We start from the raw sequence: 16,863 nt of genomic DNA, 5'->3' as shown, positions 1-16,863 counted from the left end.
GCGGCTTTTTGTGCCTATTTTCGGAGCATCGAACTCCAGTTTCGGCCCCTCGGGCCAAGGTTAGCAACTCCGCACCCAAGCATAGCCGATGCTGACAGAATCGCGACCAGATCACGCCGGCGCAAGCTCATGTGATTTGGGAACAGGTTGATCTAACCAGATGATTGGGCAAAAAAAATGCAAGGCACAAGGCCTTGCAATTTAAACGCGTTCCGATCTGTTTTCCGGTTTCCGGCGGCAGCGGGTAACCGCGCCTAGATCGCATCCTCCCAAGACTTTGACCGCGTAGGAGAGCAGATTTTTCTCCGCCCTCTCGGTTATCGGGGCACACTAGCCTAACCCTGATGAAATTGTCACGCAGAATTTTGCCCGCAAACGGGCAATCCTGTGCTGCACTGCACAATAGTACGGCAGGCTTTGCTTGCGAAACGAACAACAGCGGCGCTGCCCAATTATTGTGGCCAGGTGTGCCGCGTCGCTCAGACGCGCAAAGCGTGTGTCAGCACTTTGCAGCCAGGCCCGGCACTTTGCACCCAAGCTTTATCGTTTTCGGTTCGAAGGTCTTTCGAAGGTCTTTGGAAGAAGAATCGATTTTTGCGATTTCGGGCCGATGCGGCGGGTCGGGTTTCCATTCCGTCACGAAATAGCTATGAAGCCGGGGCAAGCAAGCCAGCCGCGCCGATTCCGGTGCAGCCTCCTCTCTCACGGACCTGTCCATGCGTTTGTCGCAGTTTTTCCTGCCCATCCTGAAAGAAAATCCGCGCGAGGCCGAGATCGTCTCGCACCGGCTGATGCTGCGTGCCGGCATGATCCGTCAGCAGGGGCAGGGCAGCTTTTCCTGGCTGCCGCTGGGCAAGCTGGTGCTGGACAAGGTCTGCCGCATCATCCGCGAGGAACAGAACCGCGCCGGCGCGCTGGAAATCCTGATGCCGACCATCCAGTCGGCCGATCTGTGGCGCGAAAGCGGCCGCTATGACGACTACGGCAAGGAGATGCTGCGCATCAAGGACCGGCAGGACCGAGACATGCTCTACGGTCCGACCAATGAGGAAGTGGTCACCGAGATCGTGCGCGCCTACGTCAAGTCCTACAAGGATTTGCCGCTCAACCTCTACCACATCCAGTGGAAGTTCCGCGACGAGGTGCGGCCGCGCTTCGGCGTCATGCGTTCGCGCGAATTCCTGATGAAGGACGCCTATTCCTTCGATCTCGATTTCGAGGGCGCCAAGGCGGCCTATAACAGGATGTTCGTCTCCTATCTCAGGACGTTCACGCGCATGGGGCTGCAGGCCATTCCGATGCGGGCCGACACCGGGCCGATCGGCGGCGACCTCAGCCATGAATTCATCATCCTGGCCGACACTGGCGAGAGCCAGGTCTATTGCGACCGCGAATATCTGTCGCTGCAGGTACCCGGCGAAAACACCGACTTCGCCAATGACGGCGAGATCGCCGACATCGTCAAGACGTGGACGACGCCCTATGCCGCCACCGACGAGATGCATGATGAGGCGGCCTGGGACAAGCTCGGCGAAGCTGACCGGGTCTCGGCGCGCGGCATCGAGGTCGGCCACATCTTCCATTTCGGCGACAAATACTCCAAGCCGATGAACGCCAAGGTGACCGGGCCCGACGGCAAGGATCATTTCGTCTCCGGCGGTTCCTACGGCATCGGGCCGTCGCGCCTGGTAGCGGCGATCATCGAAGCCAGCCATGACGACAACGGCATCATCTGGCCGGAAGCGGTGGCGCCGTTCGACATCGGCCTGATCAACATGAAGGTCGGTGACGCCGACTGCGACCGCGTCTGCAACGAGCTCTATGCCGCCTTCACTGGCGCCGGCAAGGATGTGCTTTACGACGACACCGACCAGCGACCGGGCGGCAAGTTCGCCACCGCCGACCTGATCGGCCTGCCCTGGCAGGTGATCGTCGGGCCGCGCGGCGTGGCCGCCGGTGAGATCGAGATCAAGAACCGCCGGACCGGCGAGCGCGAGACGCTGCCGGTCGCGGAGGCCAGGAAACGCTTCGGTGTCGCCGCATGAGCGAAGCCACGGCAGCGAAGCCTTCGGTCGCCAAGTCGCCGGTTGCCAAGTCTCCGGTCGGCAAGTCTCCGGTTGCTGGTCCGTTCTCCATGTTCGAACGCATGGTCGCCTGGCGCTATCTGCGCTCGCGCCGCAAGGAGACGGTGATCTCGGTCATCGCCTCGATCTCGTTCCTCGGCATTATGCTTGGCGTCGCCACGCTGATCGTCGTGATGGCGGTGATGAACGGGTTCCGGGCTGAGCTTCTGACCCGCATCCTCGGCGTCAACGGCCACCTGATCGTCCAGCCGCTGGATTCGCCGCTTGAGGACTATGCGCAGGTTGCCGCCCGCATCAACGGCGTGGCCGGCGTCAAATACGCCATTCCGCTGATCGACGGCCAGGTGCTGGCGCAAGGCAATGTCGGCGGCGGCATGGGCGCGCTGGTGCGCGGCATACGCGCCGAAGACCTCGACAAGATCGCCATCGTTGCCAAAAACGTCAAGCAAGGTTCGCTCGCCGATTTCGACTCGGGCGAGGGCGTCGCCATCGGCAAGCGCATGGCCGAGAATCTCGGCCTCGTGCTTGGCGACACCATCACGCTGATCTCGCCGGATGGCGATGTGACGCCGATGGGCACGACGCCGCGGCTGAAGGGCTACAAGGTGGCGGCGATCTTCGAAGTCGGCATGTCGGAGTATGACAGCTCCATTGTCTACATGCCGTTTTCGGAAGCGCAGCTCTATTTCAACATGGACGGCAGGGCGCAGACGATCGAGATCTATGTCGACAATCCCGACAATGTCGACGCGCTGAAACCGCTGGTCGATGCGGCGGCGCAGCGGCCGATCGACATGGTCGACTGGCGCCAGCGCAACGAGACGTTCTTTTCGGCACTTCAGGTCGAGCGCAACGTCATGTTCATGATCCTGACGCTGATCGTGCTGGTGGCGGCGCTCAACATCATCTCCGGCCTGATCATGCTGGTGAAGGACAAGGGCCACGACATCGCCATCCTGCGCACGATGGGCGCGTCACGCGGCGCCATCCTGCGCATCTTTCTGATGACGGGCGCGGCGATCGGCGTTACCGGCACGCTCGCCGGCGTGCTGCTCGGGGTGCTCATCTGCACCAACATCGAATCCATCCGCCAGTTCTTCTCGTGGATGACCGGCAAGGTGCTGTTCAATCCGGAGCTCTATTTCCTCAGCCAGCTGCCGGCAAAGATGGACCCGCGCGAGACCACCTATGTCATCCTGATGGCGCTCGGCCTGTCCTTCCTGGCAACGGTGTTTCCGGCGTGGCGGGCCGCCCGTCTCGATCCGGTCGAGGCCTTGAGATACGAATGAAGTCCGAGATCATTATCGAGCTGAAGAGCGTCGAGCGGCACTATGTCCAGGGGCCGCGCAAGCTTACCATTCTGAACGGCGCCGACTTTTCGTTGAGGCGCGGCGAGATGGTGGCGCTGGTGGCGCCGTCCGGCACCGGCAAGTCGACGCTCTTGCACACGGCGGGCCTGCTCGAGCGCCCCGACGCCGGCGACGTCATTTTGGCCGGCCGCGCCTGCGGACGGCTCTCCGACGACGAGCGTACCGCGATCCGCCGCAACGATGTCGGCTTCGTTTATCAGTTTCATCACCTGCTGCCGGAGTTTTCGGCGCTCGAAAACATCATGATGCCGCAGCTGATCAAGGGGCTGTCCCGCAAGGAGGCGTCGGAGCGCGCCGCGCAGCTGCTCGACTACATGCAGATCGGCAAGCGCGCGTCGCATCGTCCGTCCGAACTGTCGGGCGGCGAACAGCAGCGCGTCGCCATCGCCCGTGCGGTCGCCAACGCGCCCTTGCTGCTGCTCGCCGACGAGCCGACCGGCAATCTCGACCCGGTCACCGCGTCCTACGTGTTTGAGGCGCTGGGCGCGCTGGTCAAGCAATCCGGTCTTGCCGCGCTGATCGCCACCCACAATCACGAGCTGGCCTCGCGCATGGACCGGCGGGTGACGCTGCACGAGGGTAAGGTCGTCCCGCTTTAGGGCACATCGATACTCAGGTGAGGCCGGCCTGCGAAAGGCGGCTTCCTGCGCTTCCGGCCTTCGCCGGCCGAAGCACTCTTGAGAGGTCGTGGCAGTTAAGGCTACGGCCGGCGTAGGCCGGTGCTCACGTACCCAAAAGTACGCTCCGCTCCGGTTCTCGGAATCCCCCTTTCTCGACTCGACCTGACCTGAGTCTCGACATGCCCTGCGTCGGCGCTGGAAGACGGGGCATCGCGCCTGCTAACCTTTCCTTAACCCTGCCCAAACCGGCTGTCAGGATTCGTCGGCATGCCGCTCTCCTGATCGTTGACATTCGAACAAAATTAGAACAAAATACGAACATAGCAACAACAGGAGAGAGTTATGAGCGATCTTGTTCAGGACGTCGTTTCGTTGGTGTGCATGAGTGCGTTTCTTATTTCCATGGCCGTCTGGATCGGCGCCATGTGATCAATCTGCGGTTCGCCGCAGTGTTTTGAGGCGGGCAGGAGGGCGTTGTGTTGTTAAGCCTTTCTTGCCGCCATGACGCTAGGATGCCCTGCCAAGACAGGGAGCAAACGCCCAAGTGTCGCCGATCATCACGGCCCTTCTCGTGGCCGGCAATCTCGGACTGATTTTCCTTTTGATGACCGCGCCGCTCGGTTTGCGCACGGTGAGGCTCAGCCGCGTGGTTGCCATGGACCGGCAGCGCCTTTGGCAGGCGCTGTGGCCGCTCGGTAGCGATGCCGGCTGGTCCGGCGAGATACTCTCGGCAGAGCCGCTGGACGGGCAAGGCACGGCCCGCATCATGCTGTCCTGGGAAGGCCGCGACGGCCAGCCGATCGAGCGCAGGTCGCGCTTCGAGGACGTCGTCGAAGGCAGTCGTTTTTCGATGCACGTCATCGAGGATACCGCGCTCGACGCTTCGTTCTGGAAGGATTTTTACGAAACCACCGTACTTGTCCCGGAAGGCGAGGGCACGCGGGTGACGCTCAGCCAGACGGACCGCTATCGCGGCATCGCTTTCCTGGTCTTCCGCTACTTCGCCATGCGCCGCGAACTCGGCAAGCTTCAGGTCTGGGCGAGGACCGGAGAATATCGCAAGGGCGGCTGGTTCGAACATCCGTTGAGCCAGGTCGGCTTCGCCATTCTGTCGGCCTTCATCCTGTGGCCGTTCTTCGGGCTCAATCTCGGCGGCTTCGCGCTGGCCGCAATCCTGACCTCTGTCGTCGCCCTGCATGAGCTCGGCCATATGGCGGCTTTCCGGCTGACCGGGCACCGCAAGGCGCGGATGATCTTCATCCCGCTGCTCGGCGGCATCGCCATTGGCGGACGGCCCTATGACAGCCGCTTCGAGGTCGCCTTCGTGGCGCTGATGGGGGCGGGCTTTTCCGCTTTCCTGGTGCCTTTGCTGATCGTCACCAGCGGCTTCGCGTCCAGCGAGGGGCATCGGCTGGCCGCTGCCCTTCTGGCGACGCTCGCCGGCTTTGCCGCTTTGTTCAACATCGCCAATCTGGTGCCGGTGTGGAAATTCGACGGCGGCCAGGTGCTGCGCCAGATCTGCCCGGGGCCGATCGCGCTGGCGCTGGCTTCTTTCTCTCTGCTCTCAGCCTTGCTGGCGATCGGCTGGCTGGCCGGTTTTTCCCAAAGCTTTCTGCTGGTGGCAGGCGCGGTCTTTGCCATCCTCAGCCTGCTGACCGTGGGCAGCGGGGTAAAGCCGCGCCACGAGCTGAAGCCGATCCGCACCTTCGACCGTTTCGCCATGGCCGGCGCGCTGCTGGCGGTGTTCGCCATCCACGGCTACGGCCTGTTGTGGGCGTCGGCGAAGTTACTCTGAGCGTTTGATCGAGGCGCGGTTTCAGCCGACCTTGCGCGCGGGTTCGGCAGAAATGGCCTCGGCCGCTCCAAAAACATCCTCGAAGGCCGATTTCAGCGCCAGATCGAAGTCGGCCATGGTTACGGGAAGGCCGAGATCGACAAGGCTGGTGACGCCGTGGTCGGGCACGCCGCAGGGCACGATGCCGCTGAAATGGCTGAGATCCGGCTCGACATTGACGGCGATACCGTGAAAGCTCACCCAGCGCCTCAGCCGGATGCCGATGGCCGCGATCTTGTCCTCGGCCGGCGAGCCGTCGGGCAGGGCAGGGCGATCGGGCCGCACCACCCAGACGCCGACGCGGTCCTCGCGGCGTTCGCCGCGCACATTGAAGGCGGCGAGCGTGCCGATGATCCATTGTTCGAGCGCGGCGACGAAGGCGCGCACGTCCTCGCGCCGGCGTTTTAAGTCAAGCATGACATAGGCAACGCGCTGGCCCGGTCCGTGATAGGTGTATTCGCCGCCACGCCCGGCCGCGAAGACCGGAAAGCGGTCGGGGTCGATCAGGTCTTCGACGCGGGCGCTGGTGCCGGCGGTGTAAAGCGGCGGGTGCTCGACCAGCCAGACCAGCTCGGCGGCCGCACCGGTGCGGATCGCGTCGGCGCGCGCTTCCATCAGGGCCAGCGCGTCGGCGTAGCCGGTCAGGCCGGGTTCGATGCGCCATTCGACGGGTGCTGAACCGTGCAAGGGCAGGAACGACGTGGCGATCTGGCTGCGTTCAGTCATGGCTTTTCGTTTTTCGCTGGATCAAAATGACGTTTCGTTGAATCGTCATCTTGATCCGTCTGTTTGTTAGAGCGTGATCTTTTCCGAAAACCGGCTCCCACTTTCCGGGATCACGCTCTAATGCACGCCGGCTTCCAAAACCGCCTCAGGCCCGGGGCGGAATGCATTTGCCCTTCATATGGCGGTATCCGGCCGAAACGTCCAGTTCGCCCCGCATTTTGGCCTTCCCGACCGTTATGCCAATTCCCGGCGATTATTGCGCACCGCGCCCTTGTTTCGCCGGAAACGATTTGCTACACGCCGCGAGCCGGTTCGTTCCGGCTCCTACCACGGGCGGTCGTGGCGGAATTGGTAGACGCGCAGCGTTGAGGTCGCTGTGGGGCAACCCGTGGAAGTTCGAGTCTTCTCGACCGCACCAACATCCCGATCCATCGCGATCGGAATCGCCTAAATCCAACTAAGATCAGGTTGCGACGTCCTGCTGCTTGCGGCAGCCGCCGGGCGCTCTTGCGTGCTGGTCCGGGCGATCGATGCATTCTCCTATCAGCGCAGCTCCTCTGCCCTGAAACGGCGTCTCGCCCTGTTGAAACGTTCCTGCAGGCCTTCCCAGCAAAGTCGATACGATCTGGCGTCTGCCGTTGCGGGCGTGCTCCACGCTGCCGACAGCTGCGAGAACTAGCCTGGGCAGAAGCCATTTTTCTCAACGCCACCGAACTTTGAAAGACTTTTTCTATGGATTTTGTAGAATTACGTCTTGAATGGGATCTCGGTACTGCTCGCTAGGCTCTGGCGGTCTTCGCCTCCTGAGTTTGCGATCGGCGCTTTCGTAAGCAAGCAAGACCAGCTCCCGATGAGGGAGTTGCTCCGCCGATCGCTGTGCGGCCGGTAGCGGCGGAGCATTGCCAGCAGCCCGCGGTTCCAGAGGACAGAGGTTCCCATGCCCAAACTTGCACCCGTAGAGCAGATCATCCCGGAAGCCGACATTGTGCCGCTTACGGGACGTGTCGGCGCAGAAATCAGGAACATTCGGCTTTCCGGCGACCTGCCGCAGCAGACGGTCGCGGCGATCAATCAGATCCTGTTGCGGCACAAGGTTGTGTTCTTCCGCGACCAGGCGCATCTCGACGATGTCGAGCAGGAGCGCTTCGCGCATCGTCTCGGCGACCTTGTTCCGCATCCGACCCAAGGTCCCGTCAAGGGAACGGCGTCCATTCTCGAGCTCGATTCGAGCCGCGGCGGCGGTCGCGCCGATCAGTGGCACACCGATGTCACCTTCGTTGACGCCTATCCGAAATTCTCTGTTCTTCGCGGCGTCGTCATACCGCCGGCCGGCGGCGACACCATCTGGTCGAACACCGCGGCAGCCTACCAGGACCTGCCCGAGCCATTGAAGCTGCTGGCGGACAATCTCTGGGCGGTTCACAGCAACGTCTACGACTACGCCGCGGTGAGGCCGCGTGCGAGCGCTGCGGAAAAGAAGCATTTCGAGGAGGTCTTCACCTCGACGGTCTACGAGACCGAACATCCCGTCGTCCGCGTCCATCCCGAAACAGGCGAGCGCACGCTTTTGCTCGGCAATTTCGTGCAACGGCTGATAGGTCTTTCCAAAAGCGATTCAGCGCGGCTCTACGAGGTGTTCCAGTCCTATGTCACGGCGCCGGAGAACACCATCCGCTGGCGTTGGAAAGCCGGCGATGTGGCGATCTGGGATAACCGGGCCACGCAGCACTACGCCGTCAACGACTATGGCGATCAGCATCGGGTGGTGCGCCGCGCCACGGTCGACGGCGACGTTCCCGTCAGCGTCGACGGCCGCCGCAGCGCCACCCGCACCAAGATCGCGAAGCCCGCGACCGACAAGGCCGCCTGAGGCGCGAGGAGCCGCCATACAGGCGGCTCCTGCAGTCTCACCGAAGAGTGCGCTGTCGGTGCTATGACGACGCCGGCCTCTTCACGGCGACGGGCGAGACGTAACGTTGGTAGCTCACCAACTCACGCCTATCCCGTCCACCCCAGGCCAGACGAGATGCAATTGATCGAGACAAGCAGGGCGTCGGTCGACCGCTTTTGATCCGACCCGCCTGTCCTGACTTCACGCAGCAGATCGACCTGCAGCCGGTGAATGTCGTCCATCTGACGCCGCAGGCTGTCGAAGCGCCGCTTGAACATCGGGAAGCGCACGGAAAGATCGCCGCCGGTGAGGTCGCGGATCAGGCGTCGGGTCAGTTCGTATTCGGCGAGGATGCGGGTGTAGATCCGCTGCGATGCATCGCTGTCGGACACCAGGCCGGCATAGAGCCGCGCGATCTCCATGTCGGACTGGTAGAGCGTCTTTTCCGCCTCGTCGACGATCAGGCGGAAGAAGCGCGAGTGTTCGAACATGCGCGCCAGAAGGTCTCGCCCGGCGTCGCCGCGCACGGTGACGAAGGAACTCAGCGCGCTGCCTATGCCATACCAGCCGGTCAGCAGATGGCGGTTCTGGCTCCAGGCGAACACCCAGGGAATGGCGCGGAGGTCGGCAATGCCGTTGGCGCCGAAGCGGCGCTCCGGCCGTGAGCCCATTTTCAGGAGGCCGAGTTCCGCCACCGGGCTCGCCTGGTTGAAATAGTCGAGGAAGCCTGGCTCCGCCATCAGCCCGGCATAGGAGGCCTGCGACATGCCGGCCAGCGCCTCCAGCGCTTCGTCGAATTCAGGTGCCTGCCTGGTTTCGGCGTCGCCCGGCGATACGGTACTGTGAGCCAAAACGGCGGCGGCGAGGATTTCGAGCTGGTTGAGGCCGGTGCCGCGATTGGCGAATTTCGACGACACGACCTCGCCCTGTTCCGTCACCCGCATGGACCCGGTGACAGTGCCCGCCGGCTGCGCCGCGATCGCCCGGCCGGTCGGCGCGCCGCCACGGCTGACGGAGCCGCCACGGCCGTGAAAGAAGCTGATCCTGACCTTGTGCTTGCGGCCGATGGCGGCGAGGCGTTTTTGCGCCTTGGCCAGTTCCCAGTTGGAGGCGAGGAAGCCGCCATCCTTGTTGGAATCAGAATAGCCGAGCATGATTTCCTGGCGTGCACCAAAATCCCGCACCGTGCGCCGAACCAGGGCAATGTCGAGCAATCCGCTCATGATGCCGGGCGCGGCCTGCAGATCGGCAATGGTCTCGAACAAGGGCACGATCCGCAGCCTGATCGTGCCGTCACTGCCGGGCGCGGTCGAGAGACCGCAATATTGCGCCAGGAGATAGACCGCGAGCAGATCGTCAACCGAGCGCGTCATGCTGAGGATGAAACAGCCCACCGCATCGCTATCGGCACCGGCGATCTGGTTCGCGATGACCGAGAATGTCACAAGCAGTTCCCTTGCCTCGGGCGACAGCCGGTCCGCGTCGATCTCCAGCCGCTCGCTTTGGCCAAGGGCCGCGCGGATGCGCGCAGACCATTGTGGCGTGCCCTGCGTGACCGGGTCCGTCAGCGCAAAAAGCTCCGCCAACACCCGGTTGACGACCGTGGAGTTCTGCCTGATGTCGAGCGAGACCGTACGGAAGCCGAAGCTTGCGACCTGCCACAACAGCGGCTGGACGAAACGCCGGGCGACCGCGCGCCCGCCGATCGCTTCCAGGACAGAAGTCAGCCCCCGGAGATCAGCACCAAACGCTTCCGCAGAGGGGTAGGCGGTGGCTCCGCCGTCGCGCGTGGCCACAAGCCGGGCCAGCACGGCCGAGGCGAACTGGCGAAGCGGCTCTTCGGGGTTGCGGGCGGCGATGTCGTGCCCCTGTCCGCTCTTGTCGAGTGCCCTTTGCAGAATTGATGTGAAGGTGGCCGGCAGGTCGACGACGTTCGAACTGGCGCTGAGCACCGTCACCAGCCGCTGCATTTGCGTCAAATACCAGCCAATGGCGGTGTTGCGGTATTCGGCCAGGGCACCGGCGGTCATGGCGGCGGTCACGTTCGGATTGCCGTCGCGATCGCCGCCGATCCACGAGGCATAGCGCATGAAGGCAGGAATTTTCACCCGCTCGCCGGGATAGTGACGCTGGAAGGCGTCCTGCAGCTTGCCGTAGAGCTGCGGCGTCGCCTCGAAAATCACTTCACGGAAGAAATGCAGGCCCCAGGCGATTTCGCGTTCGACCGTCGGGCGCTCCAGCCTGAGCTCGCCCGTCATCCACAGAAGCTCGATCTCGCTTTCAAGATCGGCGACCAGCAGCTCGCGCTCGCGCGGTGCCCAGCGCGGCTGATCGAGCTCGGTCAGCTTGCGATAGATGCGGCGGTGGATCTCCAGAACCGTGACGCGCTTGGCCTCCGTCGGGTGTGCGGTCATGGTTGGGCCGACGCTGAGGTCATCAAGTGCGGCCTGGACTTCCTGAGCCGAACGTCTGTTCGCCGCCATCTGCGCGATCACGCTGGCGAAGGAGCCCGGCACGTCGTCCGTGCCTGCGCCCTGTTCGAGTTCGCGGCGCGTGCGCATGGCCAGCAATTCATCGGCGATCGCCAGCAACTGGAACCAGACGCCGCTCGCCTGCAATGCCGGGATGCGCTGTTCCGGGGCAAGCGAGACAAGCGACCTGCGCCCGCTCAGAACGGCGGCGATCTCGGGCTCACGCGCGCTGGCGACCTTGAGCAGCAGCCGCAACAGCAGGCTGCGCTCGTCCTCGCGAAACTTGATCGGTTTGCTCTGTTCCAAAACGCTTTCCTCCCGGGCCGAGGGCTGCGAGAGCGGTTCACCGTTTCACGGAAACGGCGAACCGCTCTATCTCTTTGTTTTTCGCAATTCCGGACGGAAAACCGCTCACACTTTTCCTGGAATTGCTAAGGCTTTCAGGCAACCCGGTTGGGGACCGGGCGACCCTCGAAGAAGGCGGTCAGGTTCTCCACCACCTTCATGCCCATCGCCACGCGCGTTTCCTCGGTCGCGCTGCCGAGATGCGGCAAGAGCACGACGTTTTCCAATCGCTTGAGCGCTTCCGGAACGGCCGGCTCGCCGTCGAAGACATCGAGGCCGGCTCCAGTGATCTCGCGCCTTTCCAGCGCGCCGATCAGGGCATCCTGGTCGACGACGTCGCCACGCGCCGTGTTGATCAGGAAGGCGCCGGGCTTCATCAAGCGCAGGCTGCGGGCATCGATGAGATGGCGGTTTTCCGCGCCGCCCGGACAGTGCAGCGAGACGAAGTCGGATGCCGTGAGCAGCCCTTCGAGCGTCTGCATCTGCACCGCGCCCATGGCGCGCGTTTCCTCATCGTCGACTGCTGAGCGATTGAAGAAGACGATCTTCATGCCGAAGCCGAAATGAGCGCGCCTGGCTGTTGCCTTGCCGATGCGGCCCATGCCGACAATGCCAAGGGTTTTGCCCGACACTTTCGCGCCGGCCATGTGCGTTGGCGACCAGCCGCGCCATTCCCCGGCTCGCAGCTGGCGCTCGCCTTCACCGGTCCGGCGCGCGACGGCCAGTATCAGGCTGAGCGCCAGGTCGGCGGTGCAATCGGTCAGCACACCCGGCGTGTTGGTGACCACGATGTCGCGGTCGCGGGCGGCCGCGACGTCGATATGGCTGAAGCCGACGCCGAAATTGGCGATGATACGCGTGCGAGCGGATGAGTCAGGAAACACCGCGTCAGGCAAACGGTCGCTGACCGTCGCCAGGATCGCGTCGTAATCGGCGAAGGCGGATGTCATTGCCGCCGGGCTCAACGGCGTATCGCTGGTGTTGAACGTCGTGTCGAAGCGTTCGGCAAGGATCGCTTCGACAGGGGCCGGCCATTTGCGGGTAACAATCAAACGCGGTTTCATCTGACATCCTGCCGATCGCTGGGCTGGCGATCCCTGGCGCCAGCCCTCAACTGCACATTGCGTTATGCGGGCTTTGCCCGACCGGAATCACGCCGCCTTCTTCATCCGCGACAGCGTGTCGGCCACCACCTCGCCGAACGAGGACGGCGTCGGCACGATGGTGACGCCGGCTTCCTTCAGGATTTCGACCTTCTCCTGCGCCGACTCGCCGAAGGCCGAGATGATGGCGCCGGCATGGCCCATGCGGCGGCCTTTCGGAGCGGACAGGCCGGCGATGTAGGCGATGAGGGGCTTCCTCATATTGTCGCGCGCCCAGATCGCGGCTTCGGCTTCCTGCGATCCGCCGATCTCGCCGATCATCACAACGGCGTCGGTGTCGTCGTCCTGTTCGAACAGTTTCAGCATGTCCTTGAACGACGAGCCGTTGATCGGATCGCCGCCGATGCCGACGCTGGTCGACACACCGATGCCGAGCGCCTTCATCTGTGACGCCGCCTCGTAGCCGAGCGTGCCCGAGCGGCCGACAATGCCGACGCGGCCGGGGAGGTAGATCGAGCCGGGCATGATGCCCATCAGCGCCTGTCCGGGCGTAATCACGCCGGCGCAGTTCGGGCCGATCAGCCGCATGCGGTCCTCAAAGCGGTAACGCATCATGTAGCGCTTGACCTGCATCATGTCCTGCGACGGGATGCCGTCGGTGATGCAGACGCAGAGTTTTATGCCGGCGTCGGCCGCTTCCATGATCGAATCGGCGGCAAAGGGCGGCGGCACGAAGACGATGCTGGCCTCGGCGCGGGTCTCGCGCACCGCGCCCTTGACCGTGTTGAAGACAGGCAGGCCGAGATGTTTCTGGCCGCCCTTGCCGGGGGTGACGCCGCCGACCAGCTTGGTGCCGTAGCGTTTCATGTCATCGGCGTGAAAGCTGCCGATCTTGCCGGTGAACCCTTGAACGATGACGCGCGTGCTGCGGTTGAGCAGAATTGCCATTGTCTTGACCTCCCTCAGGCTGCTTTTTTCTTCTTGGCGGCCGCGCGCCAGGCGGCGACGGCTTTTTCGGCGGCTTCAGCCAGCGTGTCGGCAACGATCACCGCCTCGCCGGAATCGGCCAGGATGCGGCGTCCTTCCTCGGCCTTGGTGCCGGAAAGCCTGACCACCAGCGGTACGTTGACGCCGACCTCGCGGATCGCCTTGATGACACCTTCGGCGACCCAGTCGCAGCGGTTGATGCCAGCGAAGATGTTGACCAGGATGGTCTCGACATTCTTGTCGCCGAGCACGGCGCGGAAGGATTTCGCCACGCGCTCGGGGGAGGCGCCGCCGCCGATGTCGAGGAAGTTGGCCGGTTCGCCGCCGGCGATCTTGATCATGTCCATGGTTGCCATGGCGAGCCCGGCGCCATTGATGATGCAGCCGATATTGCCGTCGAGGCCGACATAGGAAAGGCCGCGGTCGCTTGCAAAAGTTTCGCGCGGGTCTTCCTGGCTCTTGTCGCGCAGTTCGGAGATTTCCGGGCGGCGGAACAGCGCGTTCTCGTCGAACGACATTTTGGCGTCGAGTGCGATCAGATTGCCGTCGCGGGTGACCACCAGCGGATTGATCTCCAGCATCGAGGCGTCGTAGTCGCGGAACACCTGGTAGCAGCTGAAAATGGTCTCGGTTGCCTTGCCGATCAGATTGTGGTCGAGGCCAAGCCCGAAGGCGATCTCGCGCGCCTGAAAACGCTGCATGCCGACGCCGGGATCGACCGAGGTGCGCAGGATTGAGTTGGGCGCCTTCTCGACGATGTCCTCGATCTCCATGCCGCCGGCGGCCGAGGCCACGATCATGACGCGCTCTTCCTTGCGGTCGAGGACGAAGCCGACATAGAGCTCCTGCGCGATGTCGACGGCTTCCTCGAGATAAAGCCTGGAGATCAGCTTGCCGCGCGGACCGGTCTGCTGGGTCACCAGCTTGCGGCCGAGCATCGCCCCGGCGGCATTGGAGATCTCCTCGTCATTGGCGCACAGCTTGATGCCGCCGGCCTTGCCGCGGGCGCCGGAATGCACCTGCGCCTTCAGCACCCATTTGCTGCCGCCAATCTCGCGCGCCCGGTACGTCGCCTGCTCGGGGCTGTAGGCCAGCCCACCGCGCGGCACGTGCACGCCGTGGCGGGCGAGCAGTTCCTTGGCCTGATATTCGTGAATGTCCATTTTGTCCTCCCGGTATTTCTCTTTGTCTTTCCGCAATTCCGGACGGAAAACCGCTCACACTTTTCCTGGAATTGCTCTATTGAGCGACCGCGTGTGGCTGGCGGGCGCGTTCGATGGCTTCGTTGACCACCAGAACATTGCGCGCCATGCGTTCCGACGCGGCGTCGATCATCTTGCCGTCCAGCGCTGCCGCTCCCTTGCCCTGCGCCTCCGCCTCCTTCAGCACTTCGAGGATGCGCCTGGCGCGCGTCACTTCTTTTTCCGGCGGCGAGAAGACGTCGTTGGCGAGCGCGATCTGCGAGGGGTGGATCGCCCATTTGCCTTCGATGCCAAGTGCTGCAGCGCGCCTGGCTCCAGCGATATAGCCTTCCGGATCGGAGAAATCGCCGAACGGCCCGTCAATGGCGCGCAGGCCGTAGGCGCGGCAGGCGACGGTCATGCGCGACAGCGCGAAATGCCACTGGTCGCCGGGATAGTCGGGGTTGAGCCCGCCAATGTTGACGGTGCGCGCCTTGCAGCTCGCCGCATAATCGGCGACGCCGAAATGCATGGCTTCCAGCCGGCCGGGGGTGGCAGCAATGGCCTCGACATTGGCCATTCCGAGCGCGGTCTCGATCAGCGCTTCCAGGCCGACGCGGGTCTTGAAACCCTTGGCCATCTCGATCTGGTTGACCATGGCCTCGACCATATAGAGGTCCGCCGGCACGCCGACCTTCGGCACCAAAATCGTATCCAGCCGGTCGCCGGCCTGCTCCATGACGTCGACGACGTCGCGATACATGTAGTGGGTGTCGAGCCCGTTGATGCGCACCGAGACGGTCTTGCCCTTGGCGCGCCAGTCGATGTCGTTCAGCGCCTGGATGATGTTCTTGCGGGCGCGTTCCTTGTCGGGCGGGGCGACCGCGTCCTCGATGTCGAGGAAGATGAAGTCGGCCGCGCTGTTGGCCGCCTTGTCGATCATCTCCGGGCTGGAGCCGGGAACGGCGAGTTCGCTGCGCTGCAGCCGCAGCTTCTTCAGATGGTTGATGGTGTGGCTCATCGTCGGTTCCTCACGCCGCTTCGGCGACCGGCACGGCGGCCGATGCGCGGAAATGCTGGATGGCGGCCCCGACGCCGGAACCTGGTGCCAGCCGCACGCCACAATCGAGCAGGGTGAGTTCAGCCGCCGAGAGCGATGCCAGCACCATTACCTCGTTCAGCCAGCCGAGATGGCCGATGCGGAACACCTTGCCTGCCACCTTGTTGAGGCCGCCGCCGAGGGATGTTTGATAGGCCCCGTATGCGCGTTTGACGACATTGGCGCTGTCGATGCCTTCGGGAACCAGAATGGCGCTGACCGTATCGGAGTGCCATTTCGGCGCCTTGGCGCAGAGCTTCAGGCCCCAGGCGTCGACGGCCTTGCGCACGCCTTCGGCGAGGCGGTGATGACGGGCGAAGATGTTCTCCAGCCCTTCCTCGGCGATCAGGTCGAGCGAGGCGCGCAGGCCGCGCAGCAACTGTGTAGCCGGCGTATAAGGGAAGTAGCCGGTATCGTTGACGCGGATCATGTCTTCGAAGGAGAAGAAGCAACGCCTGTGGGTGGCTGTCCGCGACGCCGCCAGCGCCTTCTGGCTGACGGAGAGGAAGCCGAGGCCGGCGGGCAGCATGAAGCCTTTCTGCGAGCCGCTGACGGCGCAGTCGACGCCCCATTCCTCCTGGCGGAAGTCGATCGAACCGATCGACGAGACGCCGTCGACAAAGAGCAGCGCAGGGTGGTTGGCGTCGTCGAGCGCGGCGCGGCAGCCGGCGACGTCGCTGGTGACGCCGGTCGCCGTCTCGTTCTGCGTGCAGAAGACCGCCTTGATGCGGTGCGCCTTGTCGTTCCTAAGCCGCTCGGCATAGAGCTCCAGCGGCACGCCGGTTCCCCATTCGCAATCAATGACATCGACCTCGAAGCCGAGGCGTTCGGCCATGTCGACCCACAGATGCGAGAACTGGCCGAAGCGCGACATCAGCACGCGATCGCCCGGGCTGAGCACATTGGTCATCGCCGCTTCCCAGGCACCGGTGCCGGAGGAGGGGTAGATGAAGACGCGGCCGGTCTCGTTCTTGAACACTTTTTTGATGTCTTCGAACAGCGGCAGCGTGAGATCGGGGAAGGATGCGGCGCGCATATCCTCCATCGGCAGGTTCATCGCCTGCCGGACCTGTTCGGGAATGTTGGTCGGTCCGGGAATGAAAAGATGGGTGAAACCGGCCATGATGCGAACTCCTCCTGATCCAGCAAAGC

General features: G+C 63.6%; 12 protein-coding genes and 1 tRNA gene. 6 read left to right on the top strand and 7 right to left on the bottom strand.

Annotated features, from left to right (window positions below; translation table 11 throughout):
- Nucleotides 1-716: 716 nt before the first annotated feature.
- The 4 genes from proS (at nt 717) to AC1DYC_RS09600 (ending at nt 5,869) form a co-directional block, all read left to right on the top strand.
- On the top strand, nt 717-2,045 hold the full coding sequence (gene proS / locus AC1DYC_RS09615; protein WP_477405748.1) for a proline--tRNA ligase: 1,329 nt from the start codon (nt 717-719) through the stop codon (nt 2,043-2,045).
- A complete protein-coding gene (locus AC1DYC_RS09610; protein WP_477405746.1) occupies nt 2,042-3,373 on the top strand; it encodes a lipoprotein-releasing ABC transporter permease subunit in 1,332 nt (443 codons plus the stop codon). Before proS ends, AC1DYC_RS09610 begins: the two co-directional genes overlap by 4 nt.
- Nucleotides 3,370-4,053: an ABC transporter ATP-binding protein gene (locus AC1DYC_RS09605; protein WP_477405744.1), complete on the top strand. Its 684-nt coding sequence runs from the start codon at nt 3,370-3,372 to the stop codon at nt 4,051-4,053. The genes AC1DYC_RS09610 and AC1DYC_RS09605 overlap by 4 nt, the downstream gene beginning before the upstream one ends.
- Nucleotides 4,054-4,618: 565 nt before the next feature.
- Nucleotides 4,619-5,869 carry a site-2 protease family protein gene (locus AC1DYC_RS09600; protein ID WP_477405742.1) on the top strand — a complete coding sequence of 417 codons (1,251 nt, stop codon included), beginning with the start codon at nt 4,619-4,621 and terminating at the stop codon, nt 5,867-5,869.
- A gap of 21 nt (nt 5,870-5,890) precedes the next feature.
- Here AC1DYC_RS09600 and lipB read toward each other — a convergent pair whose 3' ends face one another.
- Nucleotides 5,891-6,634 carry a lipoyl(octanoyl) transferase LipB gene (lipB, locus tag AC1DYC_RS09595; RefSeq protein WP_477405740.1) on the bottom strand — a complete coding sequence of 248 codons (744 nt, stop codon included), beginning with the start codon at nt 6,632-6,634 and terminating at the stop codon, nt 5,891-5,893.
- Between the two features lie 333 nt (nt 6,635-6,967).
- Between lipB and AC1DYC_RS09590 the strand changes: the two genes are divergently transcribed.
- Both AC1DYC_RS09590 and AC1DYC_RS09585 read left to right on the top strand, forming a co-directional pair.
- A tRNA-Leu gene (locus tag AC1DYC_RS09590) sits at nt 6,968-7,052 on the top strand.
- 519 nt (nt 7,053-7,571) lie between these two features.
- Entirely contained in the window at nt 7,572-8,504 is a 933-nt protein-coding gene (locus AC1DYC_RS09585) for a TauD/TfdA dioxygenase family protein (protein WP_477405738.1), read from the top strand.
- Nucleotides 8,505-8,632: 128 nt separating this feature from the next.
- Here the strand turns inward: AC1DYC_RS09585 and AC1DYC_RS09580 are convergent, their stop codons facing one another.
- The 6 genes from AC1DYC_RS09580 to AC1DYC_RS09555 form a co-directional block, all read right to left on the bottom strand.
- Nucleotides 8,633-11,302: a phosphoenolpyruvate carboxylase gene (locus tag AC1DYC_RS09580; RefSeq protein WP_477405736.1), complete on the bottom strand. Its 2,670-nt coding sequence runs from the start codon at nt 11,300-11,302 to the stop codon at nt 8,633-8,635.
- A 134-nt stretch (nt 11,303-11,436) separates the two neighbouring features.
- A complete protein-coding gene (locus AC1DYC_RS09575; RefSeq protein ID WP_477405734.1) occupies nt 11,437-12,405 on the bottom strand; it encodes a 2-hydroxyacid dehydrogenase in 969 nt (322 codons plus the stop codon).
- An 87-nt stretch (nt 12,406-12,492) separates the two neighbouring features.
- A complete protein-coding gene (gene sucD / locus AC1DYC_RS09570) occupies nt 12,493-13,392 on the bottom strand; it encodes a succinate--CoA ligase subunit alpha (protein ID WP_477405732.1) in 900 nt (299 codons plus the stop codon).
- A 14-nt stretch (nt 13,393-13,406) separates the two neighbouring features.
- Complete coding sequence (locus tag AC1DYC_RS09565; protein WP_477405730.1) at nt 13,407-14,594, bottom strand: malate--CoA ligase subunit beta; 1,188 nt, start codon at nt 14,592-14,594, stop codon at nt 13,407-13,409.
- A gap of 76 nt (nt 14,595-14,670) precedes the next feature.
- Complete coding sequence (locus AC1DYC_RS09560; RefSeq protein WP_352560152.1) at nt 14,671-15,633, bottom strand: HpcH/HpaI aldolase/citrate lyase family protein; 963 nt, start codon at nt 15,631-15,633, stop codon at nt 14,671-14,673.
- A gap of 10 nt (nt 15,634-15,643) precedes the next feature.
- Nucleotides 15,644-16,834 (bottom strand): aminotransferase class V-fold PLP-dependent enzyme, encoded by a 1,191-nt coding sequence (locus AC1DYC_RS09555; RefSeq protein ID WP_477405728.1) that lies wholly within the window; start codon nt 16,832-16,834, stop codon nt 15,644-15,646.
- Between the last annotated feature and the right edge of the window lie 29 nt (nt 16,835-16,863).

This window comes from Mesorhizobium sp. P2_E7, assembly GCF_056403855.1.
This window is presented reverse-complemented; position numbering and strand designations above follow the sequence as displayed.